General features: G+C 47.5%; 16 protein-coding genes. 4 read left to right on the top strand and 12 right to left on the bottom strand.

Annotation, left to right across the window (positions count from 1 at the left end; translation table 11 throughout):
- Window positions 1-26 precede the first annotated feature (26 nt).
- The 4 genes from ACWJJS_RS01995 to spo0F form a co-directional block, all read right to left on the bottom strand.
- Window positions 27-1,316 (bottom strand): UDP-N-acetylglucosamine 1-carboxyvinyltransferase, encoded by a 1,290-nt coding sequence (locus ACWJJS_RS01995; protein WP_014306008.1) that lies wholly within the window; start codon window positions 1,314-1,316, stop codon window positions 27-29.
- 309 nt (window positions 1,317-1,625) lie between these two features.
- On the bottom strand, window positions 1,626-2,264 hold the full coding sequence (gene fsa / locus ACWJJS_RS01990; protein ID WP_003151103.1) for a fructose-6-phosphate aldolase: 639 nt from the start codon (window positions 2,262-2,264) through the stop codon (window positions 1,626-1,628).
- A 118-nt stretch (window positions 2,265-2,382) separates the two neighbouring features.
- Window positions 2,383-3,240 carry a class II fructose-bisphosphate aldolase gene (locus ACWJJS_RS01985; protein WP_003151102.1) on the bottom strand — a complete coding sequence of 286 codons (858 nt, stop codon included), beginning with the start codon at window positions 3,238-3,240 and terminating at the stop codon, window positions 2,383-2,385.
- A gap of 175 nt (window positions 3,241-3,415) precedes the next feature.
- Entirely contained in the window at window positions 3,416-3,790 is a 375-nt protein-coding gene (spo0F, locus tag ACWJJS_RS01980) for a sporulation initiation phosphotransferase Spo0F (protein ID WP_012118670.1), read from the bottom strand.
- A 164-nt stretch (window positions 3,791-3,954) separates the two neighbouring features.
- Here spo0F and ACWJJS_RS01975 point away from each other — a divergent pair, with 164 nt between their 5' ends.
- The gene (locus ACWJJS_RS01975) at window positions 3,955-4,476 is read left to right on the top strand and encodes a DUF2529 domain-containing protein (protein ID WP_077722977.1); all 522 of its coding nucleotides are present in this window, start codon (window positions 3,955-3,957) and stop codon (window positions 4,474-4,476) included.
- 47 nt (window positions 4,477-4,523) lie between these two features.
- Here ACWJJS_RS01975 and pyrG read toward each other — a convergent pair whose 3' ends face one another.
- The 3 genes from pyrG to ACWJJS_RS01960 form a co-directional block, all read right to left on the bottom strand.
- Window positions 4,524-6,131 carry a glutamine hydrolyzing CTP synthase gene (gene pyrG, locus ACWJJS_RS01970; protein WP_003151098.1) on the bottom strand — a complete coding sequence of 536 codons (1,608 nt, stop codon included), beginning with the start codon at window positions 6,129-6,131 and terminating at the stop codon, window positions 4,524-4,526.
- Between the two features lie 240 nt (window positions 6,132-6,371).
- Window positions 6,372-6,899, bottom strand: a complete 528-nt coding sequence (gene rpoE / locus ACWJJS_RS01965) for a DNA-directed RNA polymerase subunit delta (protein WP_146275710.1) — start codon at window positions 6,897-6,899, stop codon at window positions 6,372-6,374.
- Window positions 6,900-7,126: 227 nt separating this feature from the next.
- Entirely contained in the window at window positions 7,127-9,235 is a 2,109-nt protein-coding gene (locus tag ACWJJS_RS01960; protein ID WP_229154549.1) for a heterodisulfide reductase-related iron-sulfur binding cluster, read from the bottom strand.
- 138 nt (window positions 9,236-9,373) lie between these two features.
- Between ACWJJS_RS01960 and cls (ACWJJS_RS01955) the strand changes: the two genes are divergently transcribed.
- From cls (ACWJJS_RS01955) to ACWJJS_RS01945, 3 genes are all read left to right on the top strand, one after another.
- Entirely contained in the window at window positions 9,374-10,573 is a 1,200-nt protein-coding gene (gene cls / locus ACWJJS_RS01955) for a cardiolipin synthase (protein WP_146275712.1), read from the top strand.
- Between the two features lie 12 nt (window positions 10,574-10,585).
- The gene (gene uvsE, locus ACWJJS_RS01950; RefSeq protein WP_326360475.1) at window positions 10,586-11,548 is read left to right on the top strand and encodes a UV DNA damage repair endonuclease UvsE; all 963 of its coding nucleotides are present in this window, start codon (window positions 10,586-10,588) and stop codon (window positions 11,546-11,548) included.
- Between the two features lie 68 nt (window positions 11,549-11,616).
- Window positions 11,617-11,889 (top strand): hypothetical protein, encoded by a 273-nt coding sequence (locus ACWJJS_RS01945; RefSeq protein ID WP_003151087.1) that lies wholly within the window; start codon window positions 11,617-11,619, stop codon window positions 11,887-11,889.
- Window positions 11,890-11,955: 66 nt separating this feature from the next.
- On the opposite strand, the gene ACWJJS_RS01940 is transcribed toward ACWJJS_RS01945, so the two are convergent.
- From ACWJJS_RS01940 to narJ, 5 genes are all read right to left on the bottom strand, one after another.
- Window positions 11,956-13,683: an ABC transporter ATP-binding protein gene (locus tag ACWJJS_RS01940; protein WP_025853595.1), complete on the bottom strand. Its 1,728-nt coding sequence runs from the start codon at window positions 13,681-13,683 to the stop codon at window positions 11,956-11,958.
- 80 nt (window positions 13,684-13,763) lie between these two features.
- Window positions 13,764-15,266, bottom strand: coding sequence for a cardiolipin synthase (gene cls, locus ACWJJS_RS01935; protein ID WP_454023271.1), 1,503 nt, complete (start codon window positions 15,264-15,266; stop codon window positions 13,764-13,766).
- A gap of 96 nt (window positions 15,267-15,362) precedes the next feature.
- Complete coding sequence (locus tag ACWJJS_RS01930; RefSeq protein WP_077722981.1) at window positions 15,363-15,992, bottom strand: YitT family protein; 630 nt, start codon at window positions 15,990-15,992, stop codon at window positions 15,363-15,365.
- 138 nt (window positions 15,993-16,130) lie between these two features.
- A complete protein-coding gene (gene narI / locus ACWJJS_RS01925) occupies window positions 16,131-16,802 on the bottom strand; it encodes a respiratory nitrate reductase subunit gamma (protein ID WP_369614462.1) in 672 nt (223 codons plus the stop codon).
- On the bottom strand, window positions 16,799-17,356 hold the full coding sequence (narJ, locus tag ACWJJS_RS01920) for a nitrate reductase molybdenum cofactor assembly chaperone (protein ID WP_017418718.1): 558 nt from the start codon (window positions 17,354-17,356) through the stop codon (window positions 16,799-16,801). The genes narI and narJ overlap by 4 nt, the downstream gene beginning before the upstream one ends.
- Window positions 17,357-17,367 lie beyond the last annotated feature (11 nt).

The following is a 17,367-nucleotide window of genomic DNA, read 5'->3' as shown; positions in this document are numbered from 1 at the left end:
CGATCTCCTCTCAAAAGTCCGCATTTCTATGAATTTTGGAGCTGTTCTATCTCTTCGTCCGTCAGCCTTTGCCGCCAGATTGTGGCGCCCAGACCTTCGAGTTTTTTCTCAAGATTGCTGTAGCCGCGGTCTAAATGCTCAAGACCGGTAATTTCGGTTACGCCGTCAGCCATGAGCCCGGCGACGACCAGACAAGCGCCTGCACGCAGATCGCTCGCCTTTACTTTTGCGCCCTGAAGCTCGGCCGGACCGGTGATAATGGCCGACCTGCCTTCCACTTTCATATTGGCCCCCATCCGTCTCAGCTCATCTATATGTTTAAATCGGGCCGAGTAGATGGTGTCGGTTACGACGCTCGTGCCGCTGGCTCTCGTTAACAGAGATGTCATCGGCTGCTGAAGATCAGTCGGGAATCCCGGGTAAACAAGCGTTTTTACGTCGACCGGTTTTATCTGCTTCTGCCCGCCGAGCATAAGAAGCTGATCGTCACTCGTCTCGATGTAAAAACCCATTTCCCTGAGCTTCGCCGTTAAAGACTCCAGGTGAGTCGGTATGACATTATCAATAATGACTTCTTTCCCCATCGCGGCGCCGGCGATCATAAAGGTGCCCGCCTCAATTCTGTCCGGAATGATCGTATGCCTGCATCCGTGCAGCTCTTTTACGCCGTCGATTCTGATTACATTGGTTCCCGCGCCTTTGATCTTTGCGCCCATGCTGGTGAGCAATGTGGCAACATCAATAATCTCAGGTTCCTTGGCGGCGTTTTCTATCACGGTTTTACCTTCAGCCAGTACAGCGGCAAGCATGATATTGATCGTCGCTCCGACGCTGACGACATCTAAATAAATCCGTGCGCCTCTCAGCCTTTCGGCGCGCAGATAAATCGCGCCTTGTTCATTGGTGACTTCCGCCCCAAGCGCCTCAAACCCTTTGATATGCTGGTCAATCGGCCGCGGCCCGAGATGGCATCCGCCCGGCAGTCCGATGACCGCCTGTTTGAAGCGGCCGAGCATCGCGCCCATTAAGTAATAGGAAGCGCGGAGTTTTTTCACTTTGCCGTTGGGAAGCGGCATGCTGATCATCGGGGAAGGGTCGACGACCATTTCTCCTTTTTCAAAATGGACGTTTCCGCCGATTTCTTTCAGCAGGTCACGCAGCGTTTCAATATCTGAGATCTCCGGAAGCCCTTCGATCGTTACTTCGGAATTTGCCAGAATGGTTGCGGGTATCAATGCGACGGCGCTGTTTTTCGCGCCGCTGATATGTACGGTTCCGTTTAACGGATCGCCGCCGGCAATATTCAACTTTTCCATGATAGTCTCCTTCCATAAGAAGATAGCTGCGGAGCGTAAATAAAATGGCATTTTATTCTGTCTCTGCAAATAAAGCTCTTGTCCAAAATGTAGCCAATTCGAAGAGAAAGAATACAAGGACATTATAAAATAACAGGAAGAAAATAGCGAAGCTTTGCGGGGCATTTTTAACACAGGATGCACAGAGGCCCGCCGGGTTCATATTCCGGGGAAACACACTCTTCACTTTGATACTGAAGGCCCGCTGCCAAACAGGAAAACATAAGGGTGCGGCAAACGGATGCAACCGGTTTGCCGCCCTTTTCCCCCTTATTTATTCCAGTCAGCCAAGAATTGCTCGATGCCTTTATCCGTTAACGGATGTTTCGTCAGCTGGTGAATGACTTTCAGCGGCATCGTACCGATATGCGCACCGCGTAAAGCGGCTTCAGTCACGTGCTGTGCATGACGGATGGAAGCTGCGATGATTTGTGTATCAATGTCATGAATGTCAAAAATCTGTCTTATTTCTGAAATCAGTTCAAGACCGTTATGGCCGATGTCATCCAGACGGCCTAAGAACGGAGATACATAAGTCGCCCCGGCTCTTGCCGCCAAAAGCGCCTGGTTGGCGCTGAAAATGAGCGTTACGTTTGTTTTTATGTTCAGGTCGCTCAGCGCTTTTACGGCTTTTAACCCTTCAGACGTCATCGGGATTTTCACCGTAATATTCGGCGCGATTTTCGCAAGTTCTTTACCTTCTTCAATCATTTCTTCAGCATTCAGGGAAATGACTTCCGCGCTTACTGATCCGCTCACGACTTCCGTAATCTCACGAAGTCTGTCATGGAAAGACACGTCAGCTTCTTTCGCCACTAAACTAGGGTTTGTCGTAACTCCGGCAAGAACGCCAAGTTCATAAGCTTCTTTAATCTCGTCAATGTTTGCTGTATCAATGAAAAATAACATAAGGAAAGCCTCCCCAGTAATAAATTTTCAGAACTGTAAAACATGATTGCGCTTTCTAAAGGTAAGACATAAAACCGCCTGTCAATGCTGTCAGGCGGTTTATGGATGTTACATCGGATTAAGCTTGGTTTGAAGAACCGAACTCACGCATTTTGCCGATAACCGTTTCTTTGATCGCTTCACGAGCAGGTCCAAGATATTTACGAGGATCGTATTCGTTCGGCTTAGCTGCCAATGTTTCGCGGACAGCTTTTGCAGAAGAAATTTGGTTTTCAGTGTTTACGTTGATTTTAGCCGTACCAAGTGAGATTGATTTTTTAATGTCGGCAGTCGGAATTCCTGTACCGCCGTGAAGTACTAACGGAAGGCCGGTTGATTTACCGATATCTTCCATTTCTTTGAAACCGAGGTTCGGTTCGCCTTTGTAAGGACCGTGAACAGAACCCAGTGCAGGTGCAAGGCAGTCGATGCCAGTGCGCTCTACAAGTTCTTGACACTCTTTAGGGTCAGCATAGATTACGCCTTCAGCGATCACGTCATCTTCCTGCCCGCCTACAGTTCCAAGCTCAGCTTCAACTGAAACGCCGTGGAAATGAGCAAGCTCAACCACTTTAGCTGTAGTTGCTACGTTTTCCTCAAACGGATGGTGAGATGCGTCGATCATTACAGAAGTGAAACCTGCATGAATCGCTTTCGCACAAGATTCAAAGCTTGAACCGTGGTCTAAGTGAATCGCGACAGGAACTGTCACTTTGTATTCTTCCATAAGAGCTTTAACCATGGCAACCACTGTTTTGAAGCCGCCCATGTAGCGTCCCGCGCCTTCTGAAACACCAAGAATAACCGGGGATTTTTCCTCTTCTGCTGCTTGTAAAATAGCTTGAGTGAACTCAAGGTTATTTAAGTTAAATTGTCCAACAGCATATCCTTTTTCTTTAGCTGTATTCAACATTTCCGTCATTGAAACTAAAGGCATGTCGAAAGTCCTCCTTATGTAGCCTGATTTGCTTCTTCTCGAAAAAAGCTTTCCACCTATAGCATGACCATAAAAACCTGTCATATGTAAAACAACAGATCGCTTTTTCTCCATCTCTAGGATACCAACTTTTCGACAAATCGGCAACACAATGACATAATTGTTTCTAATTTTATTAATTCGATTTTAGAGGTAAATATTTTTTCACCGCGTCTCTGATCTCATCAATGTCAAAAGGTTTCGCAAAATGGGTCAGCGCTCCGAGCTCTTTTGATTCCTTAATCATATCGAGTTCTCCGTAAGCGGTCATGATAATGACGCGGATGGATTCGTCGATCATCTTCATGCGCTTGAGAATTTCGATACCGTCCATGCCGGGGATTTTCATATCTAAAAGCACGAGATCGGGCCGTTCTTTCGTTACAATGTCCAGCGCCTGTATGCCGTTGGCGGCCTGAAACGTCTGGTACCCTTCTTTATGAAACACTTCATTGAGCAATATGCGTATACCGTATTGGTCATCTACGATTAAAATCTTTTCATTCATCATTTTACACCCCAATATTATCATTTTCGTCAAAAGGAAGCAGTTGTTTATGTATTCTGTTTGATTTTCACATTTCCTTTAATTATAATAGTCTACTTTCCGACATTTTCTGAGCATTTTCTCTTTTGTTGTATACTGTTCTTGTATGTGTAAAGGAGGTTTCACTCATGTTAAAGATATTTACGACACAGCTTGCAGGCATTTTTTCCCGCATTCAGGATAAGGAATCCGAAGCAATAGAAGACGGTGCGCGCCTGCTGGCGCAGGCAGCCGTCAGCGGTCATACCATTTATTTATACGGCGCAAATGAGATGCAGGGCATTTTGTGCGAGGCGGAGCTCGGCTCAGAACCGATGCCTTCCGTCAAAGCGTTTCCGGATACAGCTGATTCGGTTACAGAAAGCGACAGGGTGCTGATGTTTTGTTCAGGTCCGGGCACAGCTGAAGAACAGGCGCTGGCTCAAAAGCTTTATGAAAAAGGGGTCGGCCTCGTTTGCGTATCTCCTGTCATCAAAGATCAAACCGGGATTGAGGAATTTTGTGATGTTCATATTGACAGCAAATTAAAAATGCCGCTTCTGCCCGATGAAGACGGGACAAGATACGGCTTTCCTTCATTAATGACAGGCCTGTATGTCTATCACGCGCTATCCTTTACGTTAAAGGAAATGATGCAGGAATATGCCTGATGCAGAAAAAAGACTTGCCGCTTTTAAAGGAGGCAAGTCTTTTTTTATTACTTCTGTTCTGCAGCTTGTACGGAAGCGCCGATAAAGTCTTTGAATAAAGGCTGAGGTCTTGTCGGTCTTGATTTGAACTCAGGGTGGAACTGGCAAGCGACATACCAAGGATGATCTTTCAGCTCGATGATTTCCACAAGGCGGCCGTCAGGGCTTGTTCCTGAGAACACAAAACCGTTCTCTTCCATTTGCTGTCTGTATTCGTTGTTGAATTCATAACGGTGGCGGTGGCGTTCGTATACCACTTCATCCGCATACGCTTCGAAGGCTTTCGTGTCTTCCTGAAGCTTACAAGGGTACAGTCCGAGACGAAGCGTTCCTCCAAGATCCTCGACATCTTTTTGTTCTGGCAGAAGGTCGATGATCGGATAAGGAGTGGACGGATCGATCTCCGCAGAGTGAGCCCCTTCCAGACCTAATACGTTTCGCGCATATTCAATGGATGCAATCTGCATACCGAGGCAGATGCCGAAGAACGGAATTTTATTCTCACGCGCATACTTGGCGGCAATGATTTTCCCTTCTACGCCGCGGTCCCCGAAACCGCCGGGCACGATGATTCCGTCTGTGCCGCCAGTCAGCTCTTGAATATTGCTTTCTGTCACTTCTTCGGCGTTAATCCATTTGATCTTCACATCAGCGTCAAACGCATAGCCCGCGTGGCGCAGTGATTCAACGACTGAAATGTAAGCGTCCTGAAGCTCGACGTATTTACCGACAAGGCTGATTGTAATGGTTTTAGACAAGTTTTTCACTTTCGTGACAAGGTCTTTCCATTCCGTCATATCCGGGTCTTTGCATTCTAATTTCATATGATCGCAGACAAGCTTATCGAGTCCCTGCTCCTGAAGGTTAAGCGGGATGGAGTAAAGGTTGTCCGCATCTTCGCACTCGATGACCGCTTTCGTGTCAATATCGCAGAAGAGCGCGATTTTATCTTTCATATCTTGAGAAATCGGCATTTCCGTGCGCACGACGATGATATTAGGCTGAATACCGAGGCTTCTCAGCTCTTTTACGCTGTGCTGCGTCGGTTTTGTTTTCAGCTCGCCCGCCGCTTTGATGTACGGAACAAGCGTACAGTGAATGTACATCACGTTTTCATGGCCGATGTCGCTTTTCATTTGACGGATGGCTTCAAGGAACGGAAGGGATTCGATGTCTCCCACTGTTCCGCCGATCTCAGTAATGACTACATCTGCGTTTGTTTCTTTGCCTGCACGGTACACACGGTCTTTCAGTTCATTTGTGATGTGCGGAATGACCTGAACCGTTCCGCCGAGGTAGTCCCCGCGGCGCTCTTTTTTCAATACGGCAGAATAGATTTTACCGGTCGTCACGTTGCTGAATCTGTTCAGATTAATGTCAATGAACCGCTCATAATGCCCTAAGTCAAGGTCAGTCTCAGCGCCGTCATCGGTAACGAATACCTCACCGTGCTGGTACGGGCTCATCGTTCCCGGGTCAACGTTGATATAAGGGTCAAATTTTTGGATGGTGACGCTCATGCCTCTGTTTTTCAAAAGGCGGCCAAGTGATGCTGCCACAATTCCTTTTCCGAGTGATGATACAACTCCCCCGGTTACAAAAATATATTTCGTCATTTCGTTTGCTCCTCTCTTCGGTCTGCGCTACATTCCTTAAAATGTGCCGTTTTATAGAAAATCATTTCACTAAAAACAAATGATGTGTAAAAGAATTTGGGAGATGAAAATAAGAAAGCTCCCTTTCAATTTCTTGAAAGGGAGCGTAGCACTCTTATGAATTCTCTTCTTTTTGAAGAGCCCAAAATACATACTACATAGTTCGACAATGAAAGTCAAGATCGTTTTGCTGATATAAAATCAGTCTTTGCGATCCTCTTCCTCATCATCATAATCTTCCTCATCTTCTTCAATCATCTCATCTTCAATCTCAAGCTCGTCGTCATCTTCTTCATCGATATCTTCGTCTTCAAAGCTGTCTGCGTCAAGGTCAATATCTTCTTCCATTTCATCGAGATCGATGTCATCTTCATCAACTTCCTCGAATTCATCAAGATCGAGATCTTCCTCAACGGCTTTTTTCGCTTTTTTCTTTTTCGCTTTTACAGTCGGCTGTGTTTCTTCGTCCAGCTGATCGTACGGATACCAGCTGCGGAGCCCCCATGTCTGATCTGACAGAGCAATAAAGCGGCCGTCAATGTTGAGGTCTGTATAAAATTGGGCGATACGGTCGCCCAGTTCCTCTTTCGTAACACCGAGCAAGGAGATCATTTCATTCAGCAGCTCCTGGAACGGAACCGGTTTTTTATGTTCTGAGAAAATTTCGTGAGCGATTTCAACTAAAGCCATCTGCTTCAGCTGTTCCTGAGAATATTGTTTGATACCCAAGGTCGGACACTCCCTTTCTATTACTTATATGTATCTGTTTCTATCCTATAATAAGAACGAATTTGTATTGTTTTGTTCATAAACCATACCTCTCATTATAAACAAATTAAAACAGAATATGCTACCCTAAACAGCGTAATTTAAGAAATTTTAGAGCCTTCCCTTCATAAATCGGCTGATGTGCGAAAACAAAGCCGCCGGCATATGCGCCGGCGGCCCGCTTCTTTCTATAAAGACTCTTGTTTTCCGGCGCCGAATACAGACATGGCGAGCAATTCACTGACATCATAAGTGCCGATCGCGTCTTCGGCTTCTTTCGCTTTCGTCCCGTCACCGAGCATGGTCAGACAGTAAGGACATCCGGAGCTGATGACCGTCGGACTGACAGAAAGCGCCTGCTCAGTCCGGGCCGTGTTGATCCTCGCTCCCGTTTCTTCTTCCATCCACATGAGCCCTCCCCCGGCGCCGCAGCACATCCCGTTTTCGCGGCTGCGCTCCATTTCCTTCAATTGAACGCCCGGAATGGCTTTTAAGATCGCTCTCGGCGGCTCATACACTTCGTTGTATCTTCCTAAATAGCACGAGTCATGGAAGGTAATCGTTTCATTGACCGGGTGAAGCGGTTTTAGTTTCCCCTGTGACACAAGCTCGGCTAATAATTCAGTATGATGATAGACTTCGGCCCGGAATCCGAAATCAGGGTATTCATTTTTGAACATATTATAGGCGTGCGGATCAATTGTGACGATTTTTTTGATTCCGTGTTTTTCAAATTCGCCGATGTTGTGTTCCGCCAGCTCTTGGAACAGAAACTCGTTGCCCAAACGGCGCGGCGTATCGCCTGAGTTTTTTTCCTTATTGCCGAGAATCGCAAAGGATACGCCCGCTTCATTGAGCAGCTTTGCAAATGAGACGGCAATCTTTTGGCTCCTGTTGTCGTAGGAACCCATTGAGCCGACCCAAAACAAATAGTCGAACTCTTTGTCTTGTTTTTTCATTTCTTTCACTGTCGGAATCTCTGTATCAGCCTGCTCCCGCCAGTTCTCCCGCTCTTTCCGGTTTAAGCCCCACGGGTTTCCCTGTCTTTCAATGCTTGTCATGGCCCGCTGCGCGTCGCTGTCCATCTTCCCTTCCGTAAGCACAAGATAGCGGCGCAGATCGATAATTTTATCAACGTGTTCATTCATGACCGGACATTGATCTTCACAGTTGCGGCAAGTGGTGCACGCCCAAATCTCCTCTTCCGTGATGACCTCGCCGATTAAGCTCGGGTTGTAATCAATGGCTGCCGCCGCTTCACGCGATCCTCCCCCTGAGGAAGCCGCGGCGAGCTGATTCGCCTTCGTGTGCTGAAAAACGGGCGCGGGCACCCACGGAGATTTTGATGTCACGGCAGCGCCTTTTTCCGTCAAATGGTCTCTGAGCTTTAAAATGAGGTCCATCGGCGAGAGCATCTTGCCCGTACCGGAGGCCGGACACATATTTGTACAGCGGCCGCATTCGACGCAGGCGTAAAGGTCGACAAGCTGAGAGCGGCGGAAGTCTTCAATCTTTCCGACGCCGTAGCTTTCTTTCGTCTCATCGGTAAAATCGATTTTTTCCAGCTTTCCTTTTGAATCCAGCCTGCTGAGGAACACATTCGCCGGACCCGCAATTAAGTGCGCATGCTTTGATTGCGGCACGTACACTAAAAAGCTGAGCAAAAACAACAGATGAAGCCACCATGAAACATAAAATACGGCGGCGGCCGCCGGCGCTGAAAGACCCCCGAGCACAAACGCAATGGAGGATGCGATCGGTTCCGTCCAAGACAGAGAATGATCGTGCCATAAAAGGTTCATGGCGTTCCCGAGAAGCACCGTCACCATCAGTCCGCCGATAAACAGCAGGACAAGCCCCGCTTTAAACCCGCGTTTCAGTCTGACGAGCTTTTCAATGTAGCGCCGGTAAAACGCCCAGACTACGGCGATTAAAATCAGAAACGTGACGATTTCCTGAAAAAAGGTAAACGCCGGATAAAGCGGGCCGAACGGCAGATGCCGGTCAGGAAGCAGCCCTTTCAGAATAAAATCAATTGCGCCGAACTGAACGAGTATAAAACCGTAAAAAAACAGAACGTGGATGATTCCGCTCTTTTTATCTTTCAGCAATTTTTTCTGTCCGAACACATTCACCCATATCTTATGAAGACGTTCTTTCAGGCGTTTATCAAATTCTTCCCTTTGGCCGAGCTTAATATAAGCGATCCTCGTTCTGATCAGGTAAATGAATAAATAAACGGCGTAAGCGGTTACAGCTGAAAACAGCAGCGCGTTTACCATGAGAAATGCGTTCATCTTGTCTCCCCCTTTGTTCTGATTCCCCTCTTCATTGTCATATCTTTACTTTATCATAAATAATGAATGAGTGTTCAGTCAATAATTAAATTCACATTCTCAGGGCACACTACGGATACTTCGGAAAGGAGCGTCGGTATGAAGGTCATTTTTGTGTTGCTTGTCATTTTTATCATATTGATCGCACTTATGCTGTTTGATATGCTGCTTGGCCGGGCGGCGTACAAAAAACAGGCGTATGAGCCCGTTTTTGACCCGAAAAAGAGTAATATCACACTCATTCACTGCGGCAGCGAGCTTGTGCAGCAGATGACGGCTGATATCCGCCAAGCCGTCTCTTCTATTCATATGATGTTTTTTATTATGAAGAACGACCAAGTCAGCCATGAGATGTTTGATTTATTGAAAGAAAAGGCCCGGGCCGGCGTCTCCGTATATCTGCTGCTCGATTGGGCAGGCAGCCGCCAAGTGAAAAAGCCTTCCATTCAAACGATGAAAAAAGCCGGCGTTCACGTTCATTTTCTAAATAAACCGGCATTTCCGTTTCTTTTTTTCAGGCTGCAAAAACGGAATCACCGGAAAGTGACCGTCATTGACGGCAAAATCGGCTATGTCGGCGGCTTTAATATCGCTGAAGAGTACCTCGGCAAAAAAGCGAAGTTCGGAAACTGGGAGGATTATCACCTGCGGATGACCGGCGAAGGCACGGCGGATCTTCAGACGCTTTTTGTAAGCGACCTGAAACGAAACACCGGAAAAACACCCGAATCACCCGGGGTTTATCCGGCATTATCCGAAGGGAATATCTCTCATAGGACATATGCATCTGACGGTTTTTCGCTTGAATCGCATTATGAAAACTGCATCCGTAAGGCGGAGAAAAAAATCATCATCGGCACGCCTTATTATGTACCGAGCAAAAAGCTTCAGGAAGCGCTTATTTCAGCCTGCCGAAAAGGCGTCAAAGTCATCTTGATCGTTCCGATGAAATCAGATCACCCGCTCGTTCGGGAAACAGCTTTTGCCTATTATCCCGAGCTTCTGAAGGCCGGCTGCCTCATCTATCGGTATTATCAAGGCTTTTATCATGTTAAAGCCTTCATTATAGATGACCGCATCAGCATTATCGGCACGCCGAATTTTGATAAACGGAGCCTGTTCTGGAATGAAGAGGTGAATGTCATCATTCATGATGAAGCCTTTACAAAGGAAGTGCTTTCAACCATAAAGCAGGACATCGAAAAATCCGAGCTTCTCACATTAGAAAAAGTGAAACAGCGCTCCGTCAGACAGCTTCCTGCAGAATGGCTGGGAAAGGCCATATCTTACTTTTTATAAAGGAGAAACCATATGCTGTTCAGATTCGGATTCGTCGCAAACGCCATGTGCCTTTGGGACGCGTCCCCCGCCAAAACCTTAACATATGCGCGCTATACCAAGCTTTCCCGCAGTGAGCGGAAAGACGCCCTGCTTTCTGTGACGAAAGCAAATCTTACCAATACGCTGCGCACCCTCCACTATGTGGTCGGCCACGGCATCCCTTTATACAGGTTCTCAAGCTCAATTGTGCCGCTCGCCACGCACCCGGATGTACTGTGGGATTTTGTCACGCCGTTTCGCCAGGAGTTTCGTGAGATCGGCGGGCTGGTCAGAAAATATGACCTCAGAACGAGCTTTCATCCGAACCAATTCACGCTTTTTACAAGCCCGAAACGGGAGATTACCGCAAATGCGGTCAAGGATATGGCCTATCATTATGACATGCTGGACGCAATGGGCATCGCGGACCGTTCCGTCATCAACATCCATGTCGGAGGCGCTTACGGTGACAAACAAAGCGCGCTTGGCCGTTTCCGCGTGAATCTGAAAGAACTTCCCGATGTCATCAAACAGCGGATGACTTTAGAAAACGATGATAAAACATATACGTCCGAGGAAACACTCAGTGTATGTGAGCAAGAAGGCATTCCGTTTGTGTTTGATTATCACCATTTTTACGCCAATCCGGCCGATGACGCTGATTTAGATGACATTCTTCCGCGGATGATCAAAACATGGCAGCGGATCGGCTTAAAGCCGAAGGTCCATCTCTCCTCGCCAAAATCAGAATCAGCCGTACGCAGTCATGCGGACTATGTGGATGCGAATTTTATTCTGCCGGTGCTGGAGCGGTTCAGACAATGGGATGCGGACATCGATTTTATGATTGAGGCGAAAGAGAAAGACCGGGCGCTGCTCCGGCTCGTCGAAGAATTAAGCGCCATCCGCGGAGTTAAACGCCTGGCGGGCGGAGTGCTGAGGTGGAAGGTATAACCAGGTTTATCACCCGTTCATATGGGGAATTTCCGAAATAACAGACCATCAGACGGAGGAGAAAACACATGAAAAACATTACATCTTTGAAAATAGCCGCTAAGAAGTTCACTTTAAGAAACATGCTTCAGCTATATCAGCTTTGCCACACGGGAGGCCACGAGCTGTATATCTACTCTAAAAAAACAATGTGCAAAATCAAAGATATCATTGAGCTGGAAACGTTCAGAATGGCTCATAAAGAACAAGAATATTTAATTGTAGTGGAAGGAAAGAAAGCGGTGCAGCTTGTTGACCGTTTCAAACATATCATCGAACCTGCGCAAAAAGAAGCCCATTAAATACGGACTACATAAAAAAGGATAGACAGGAGGCTGCCCGGCCCCCGCTCGTCTATCCTTTTTCCATTATTCATGTATCAGCTCGCCGAATTGGGCCTGATGGAGTCTCTGGTACATGCCGCCGGATGCCAGCAGTTCCTTATGATGACCTTGTTCAGCGATGCCTTCTTTCGTGACGACGACGATCCTGTCCGCATCCTTAATCGTAGCCAGCCGATGGGCGATCACAAGCGTTGTGCGTCCTTCAGACAGCTCTTGCAGCGATTTTTGAATGGCGGCTTCCGTTTCTGTATCGAGGGCTGATGTAGCCTCGTCTAAAATTAAGATCGACGGGTTTTTCAAAAACATTCTGGCGATGGAAAGCCGTTGCTTCTGCCCGCCTGACAGCTTCACGCCGCGCTCGCCGATCACCGTGTTTAAACCGTCGGGATACCCGTTTACCAAATCCTCTAAATGTGCCTGGCGGACGGCCTGCCGGATTTCTTCCTCAGACGCATCGAGCCGCCCGTACGCAATGTTTTCCCGCAATGTGCCGGAAAACAGAAAGACATCCTGCTGGACGACGCCGATTTGTCCGCGCAATGATGACAGCGTCATGTCCTTAATATCGATTCCGTCGATGGAAATCACGCCTTCAGACGGCTCATAAAAGCGCGGCAGCAGACTTGTCAGCGTTGATTTCCCCGCTCCCGAAGGCCCGACGAATGCGACTGTCTCCCCGGCATGAATGGACAAATTGATTCCCGACAGAACCGGACTGTTTTCTTCGTAACCGAATGACACACCATCATAACGGATATTCCCTTTTAAACCGGACACATGTCTCGCGTTCGGGGCGTCCTTGATATCAGGCTCCGTTTCCATTATTTCTATAAAGCTTTTAAAACCGGCTATGCCTCTCGGATACAGCTCAATAATCGCGTTGATTTTATCAATCGGACGGAAGAGAACGTTCGTCAGAAGCACAAAAGCGACGAATTCCCCGTAAGATAACGATCCGCGGATCACGAACCATGTCCCGCACAACAGGACGAACAGCGTGACAAATCTTGTCAGCATGTAACTGATCGAGCCGTTTTTCGCCATGATTTTATATGACGTCAGCTTTGTTTTGCGGAAACGCTGATTGTTCACGTCAAACCGCTGCTTTTCAAACGCTTCATTGCTGAAAGCCTGAACAAGACGGATGCCGCCGATATTGTTTTCGACCCTCGCGCTGAAGTCTCCGACGTCTTTGTTCAGTTTTGTAAACGCAGAGGTCATTTTTTTATTAAAATACAAAGCAAGCCAAATGACGACCGGCATAATGATAAAGGTCAACAGCGCGAGCTGCCAGTTAATGAACAGCATCACACCGAACGCGCCCAAAATCGTCATGACCGCGATAAACAGGTCTTCAGGCCCGTGGTGGGCGGTTTCTCCGATATACATCAAATCATTGGTGAGCTTGGACATTAAACTGCCCGTTTTGTTGTTATCGTAAAATTTGAACGAAAGCTTTTGCAGATGGTCAAAAAGCTTTTTCCGCATATCGGTTTCAATGTTAATGCCGAGCATATGGCCCCAATACGTCACAACATACTGAAGCGCCGAGCTGAGGGCGTAGACTCCGAATAAAGCAGCGGAAGTCAAAATAATCAGACGCCAATCCCGCCCCGGGAGCAATGTATCGATAAAGTAATTAACAATCAGAGGAAAACTCAGCTCCATCAATCCGCCGGCGATGGCAGAAAAGAAGTCGAGAAAAAACAGCTTTTTGTACGGTTTATAATAAGAAAAAAATTGTCGCAGCACGATTCCGTCCTCCTTGTGCCTCGTTCCTAATGATAATATTTCTCAATTATACTATACACAAGGAGTTTTAAAAGCGTTTTTTATAAAACGCCGGAAAATAACCGCGCGAAGGATTCCTTCGTTCTTTCCCATAATGTGCGCTTATAGAAACGGACGGGGCTGATTTTCTCAGACTCTCTCATATCCTCCAGATAATGCGCTTCAAGATCTTTGATCGCCTTTTGATCTGTAAAAAAGACATTGACCTCAAAGTTCAGCTGAAAGCTTCTCATGTCCATGTTCGCCGTCCCGACAGAGGCGAGGTTTCCGTCAGTGATGAGCACCTTTTGATGCATAAAGCCTTTTTGATAGGAATAGACTTCGATTCCTTCGCGAAGAAGCTCGGGGAAATACGATCTCGTCGCATACTGGGTTAAAAATCCGTCATTGGTTTCCGGCACCATGACTCGCACCCGGACGCCTCTGGCAGCAGCCTCCTTTAGCGCTGTGCGGATCTGCTCATTCGGCACGAAATAAGGCGTCGCGATCCATACAGATGATTCGGCTGCCGCTATCATGGCATAATACAGATCGCTCATCCGTTCCTTCATATCGGGGCCCGTCGAAACGACTTGATAGACGCCGCCGCTTTCTGCAGGGACCGGGCGGCTGTATGCTTTCTGATCAATCAGCACCTCATCCGAAACGTATTCCCAATCAAGCATAAAAATGCTGTGGAGCGTCTGAACGATTTCTCCTTCGACTTTCATATGGGTGTCCCGCCAAAAACCGACACTTTGGTCTTTGCCGATATACTCCTTGCCGACATTCAGCCCGCCGACAAAACCGGTTTTCCCGTCAACGATGACGATCTTGCGGTGATTTCTGAAATTGAATTTTTGGTTGAAAAAACCGTATTTCAGCGGCAGAAACGGGACGATGTTCACGCCCGCGTGTTTCAGTTTTTTAATGTCTTTGCCGGCCAGCTTCAGGCTGCCGGCCGCGTCGAACAAAAACCGCACTTCAACACCTTGACGCGCTTTTTCCATCATAATCTCCATCATCTTGTGCCCGAGCATGTCTGATTTGAACATGTAATACTCAATATGTATAAATGATGCTGCCGACCTGAGCGCTTCAAACAGCTCCGGAAATGTTTCGTCCCCGTTTTTGAGCACCTTCAGCCTGCTTTTTGTATTGATATTCATATGGGACGCCTTGATTGAATATTGAAAGAAACGCTTCTGATTTCCTTTCAGCCCGGACAGATCGGGAGTCTGTTCCATATCAAATATCGTTCTCAGCTTTTCCCGGTTGTATGTCCGTTTCGACCTGAACAGCTTGCCTTTTTCATAAAGCTGGCCGGAAAAAAGGTAAAATAAGTACCCAGCGATCGGAAAAAACACAAGAATATGAATCCATAACAGCGTGTGCTGCGAGGTGCGGTTTTCAAGAATTAACGAATAGATGCTGAACAAAATAATGCTTGCATAGCAAAGCAATCCTCCGTAAAACTCAAGCCTGGAAACCGGAAAAAACCATATGACATATGCTCCGATAAGCATCATATATAAAAAGCAAAATTCCAGTCTCCTTTTCAGCATCCCGACTCTCTCCCATCTGATCCGATAACTCTGTATACCCTCTGTCTTCCGGCCTGTAAACATATGAAAAAGCCTCTCCGCACGAGCCGGAAAGGCTTATGATGACACTTCCTGTGACTGGCCGGGTGTGATGTTCTGAAGCAATGCCGGATTGAGCGAGCAGCTGCCTTTGATTTTATTTTTGAAGATGCCGATGATCAGACCGGTGACCGCAATCGACACTAAGGAGAAGAGCCCTTTCAGCAATCCGACGGAGAAAATGCCGGCCAGCACGACGCCAAAATCGAAGAGGAAATTAACGGCACCCGGATTCCATCCGCAGCGCTTTTGCAGAAATAAAGCGAGGATATTGGCGCCGCCGAGCGATGCCTGATGATAAAACATGAGCGACAGGCCGAACCCGATCAGCGCCCCGCCGCAAATCGCCCCGGCAAGCGGTGAAACAGAGACCGGCGGCAGCCAGTGATCCGCGCCGGTAAACAGAGTCAGCACTGTGACTGCAAAAACGGTGGATAGAGTGAATTTGATTCCCATTCTGATGAGAGAAAATATATAAAACGGGATATTGATCAGAAAGAAGATAATCGCAAACGAGGAATGAAACAAGTACGACAGGCTTAGTGACAGTCCCGCTGTGCCGCCGGTTAATACATGAGAATGTCTGAGTGTCAGGACGCCGGCGCTTGTCATCAGACAGGCGGCTAAAATGAGGAAAATCCGCTTCATTCTTCACTCTCCTTTTGTTGATATTATTTCCACATAAAACATAACAGGAATCACCGCCGCCCAGCCATTACCTTGGCAGAAAATATCTTATGTTTTTATTTTTTCACCATAAAAAATCCCCCTCTTGCAGGGGGATTTTTACGTGCGTTTCCGATAGACAACATAGCTGCGGGTCAAATACTTGAGGGGCAGGCTGAACACGTGAACCAATCTTGTAAACGGCCAGAGGATAAAAACGACGTACCCTATGATGATATGAAACTTAAACCATAGCGGGACACTCTCCATCAAAGAAGCGTCAGGCCGGAACAAAACAATTTCCCTGAACCACGGCCCGACTGTTGCCCTGTAATCAAATCCTTTCGAATCAATGTTGAGAAACGTGGCCGCAACGCCTGACAGCATCATGAACAGCAGCAGGATGAGCGTCAGGATATCCGATGGGGAGCTGGTTTTGCGGATTCTTTTGTCAAACAGCCTTCTGTACGTCAGGATCACTAGTCCGGCACAAGCCGCAATCCCCGCCGGCAGGCCTGCGCCGATCGCCATTTTGTGATATGTATGCTCTGAAATGCCAAGTGCAGTATACACGCCTTCCGGGATCAGAATTCCCATGACATGTCCGCCGACAACGCACAGCAGTCCCCAATGAAAAAGTGTGCTGCCCGCCGCGAGTTTTTTCTTTTCTAACAGCTCGCTTGATTTCGCCGTCCAGCCGAATTGGTCATGCTGATAGCGGTAAATATGCCCGCCGATAAAGATCGTCAATACAATGTACGGCATAATCCCCCACAGGATCTGCCCGCTCATGCCTGAACAGCCCCTTCTTCAGTGCTTTCACGTACACCGATGTTTTCCAGCGCGGCCTGCAGCACGTGCAGCAGCTCAGCATAGATGCTGTCATTTTTTTCGAGGCGGGAAGCCAGCTCCCTCACATTGGACAGGTATTTCTCAAACACGCTTCTCACCGCTTCAATCTCCGCAACTGCGGCGAATTCCAGCATCAGCGGCAGGTAATCAGGCAGTTCTTTCTCTGTCGGCAGGAAACCGGATTGCTGGTAGGTGTTTTTTAAATGCAGCAATTCGATGCCGCGTTCCCTTTGTTCGCCTGAGTTAAAGTAGGTGACGTACATATTCGTTTTTTTTCCGAAATCGAACGTATACACATAGTGTTCAATCAGCGCTTCTCGAGAAAACCTGGCTGCCGCCTCGAAAAATTGCAGCAGTTTCTCACGGATTTGCTGATTGGTGATGTCATGGATAAGAGCCTTCCAATCGGGAAGCCCGGCTCTCCACTCTTCATCCGGATAAGACAGGAGACAGGAAAGAGCGGAGAATGTGATTTGCCGGTCTGTGGTGTTCATCTTGTTCCACC

Source organism: Bacillus sp. JK106, from assembly GCF_053663355.1.
Note: the sequence above shows the minus strand (reverse complement) of the source record. Positions and strands in the feature narration are given on the sequence as shown.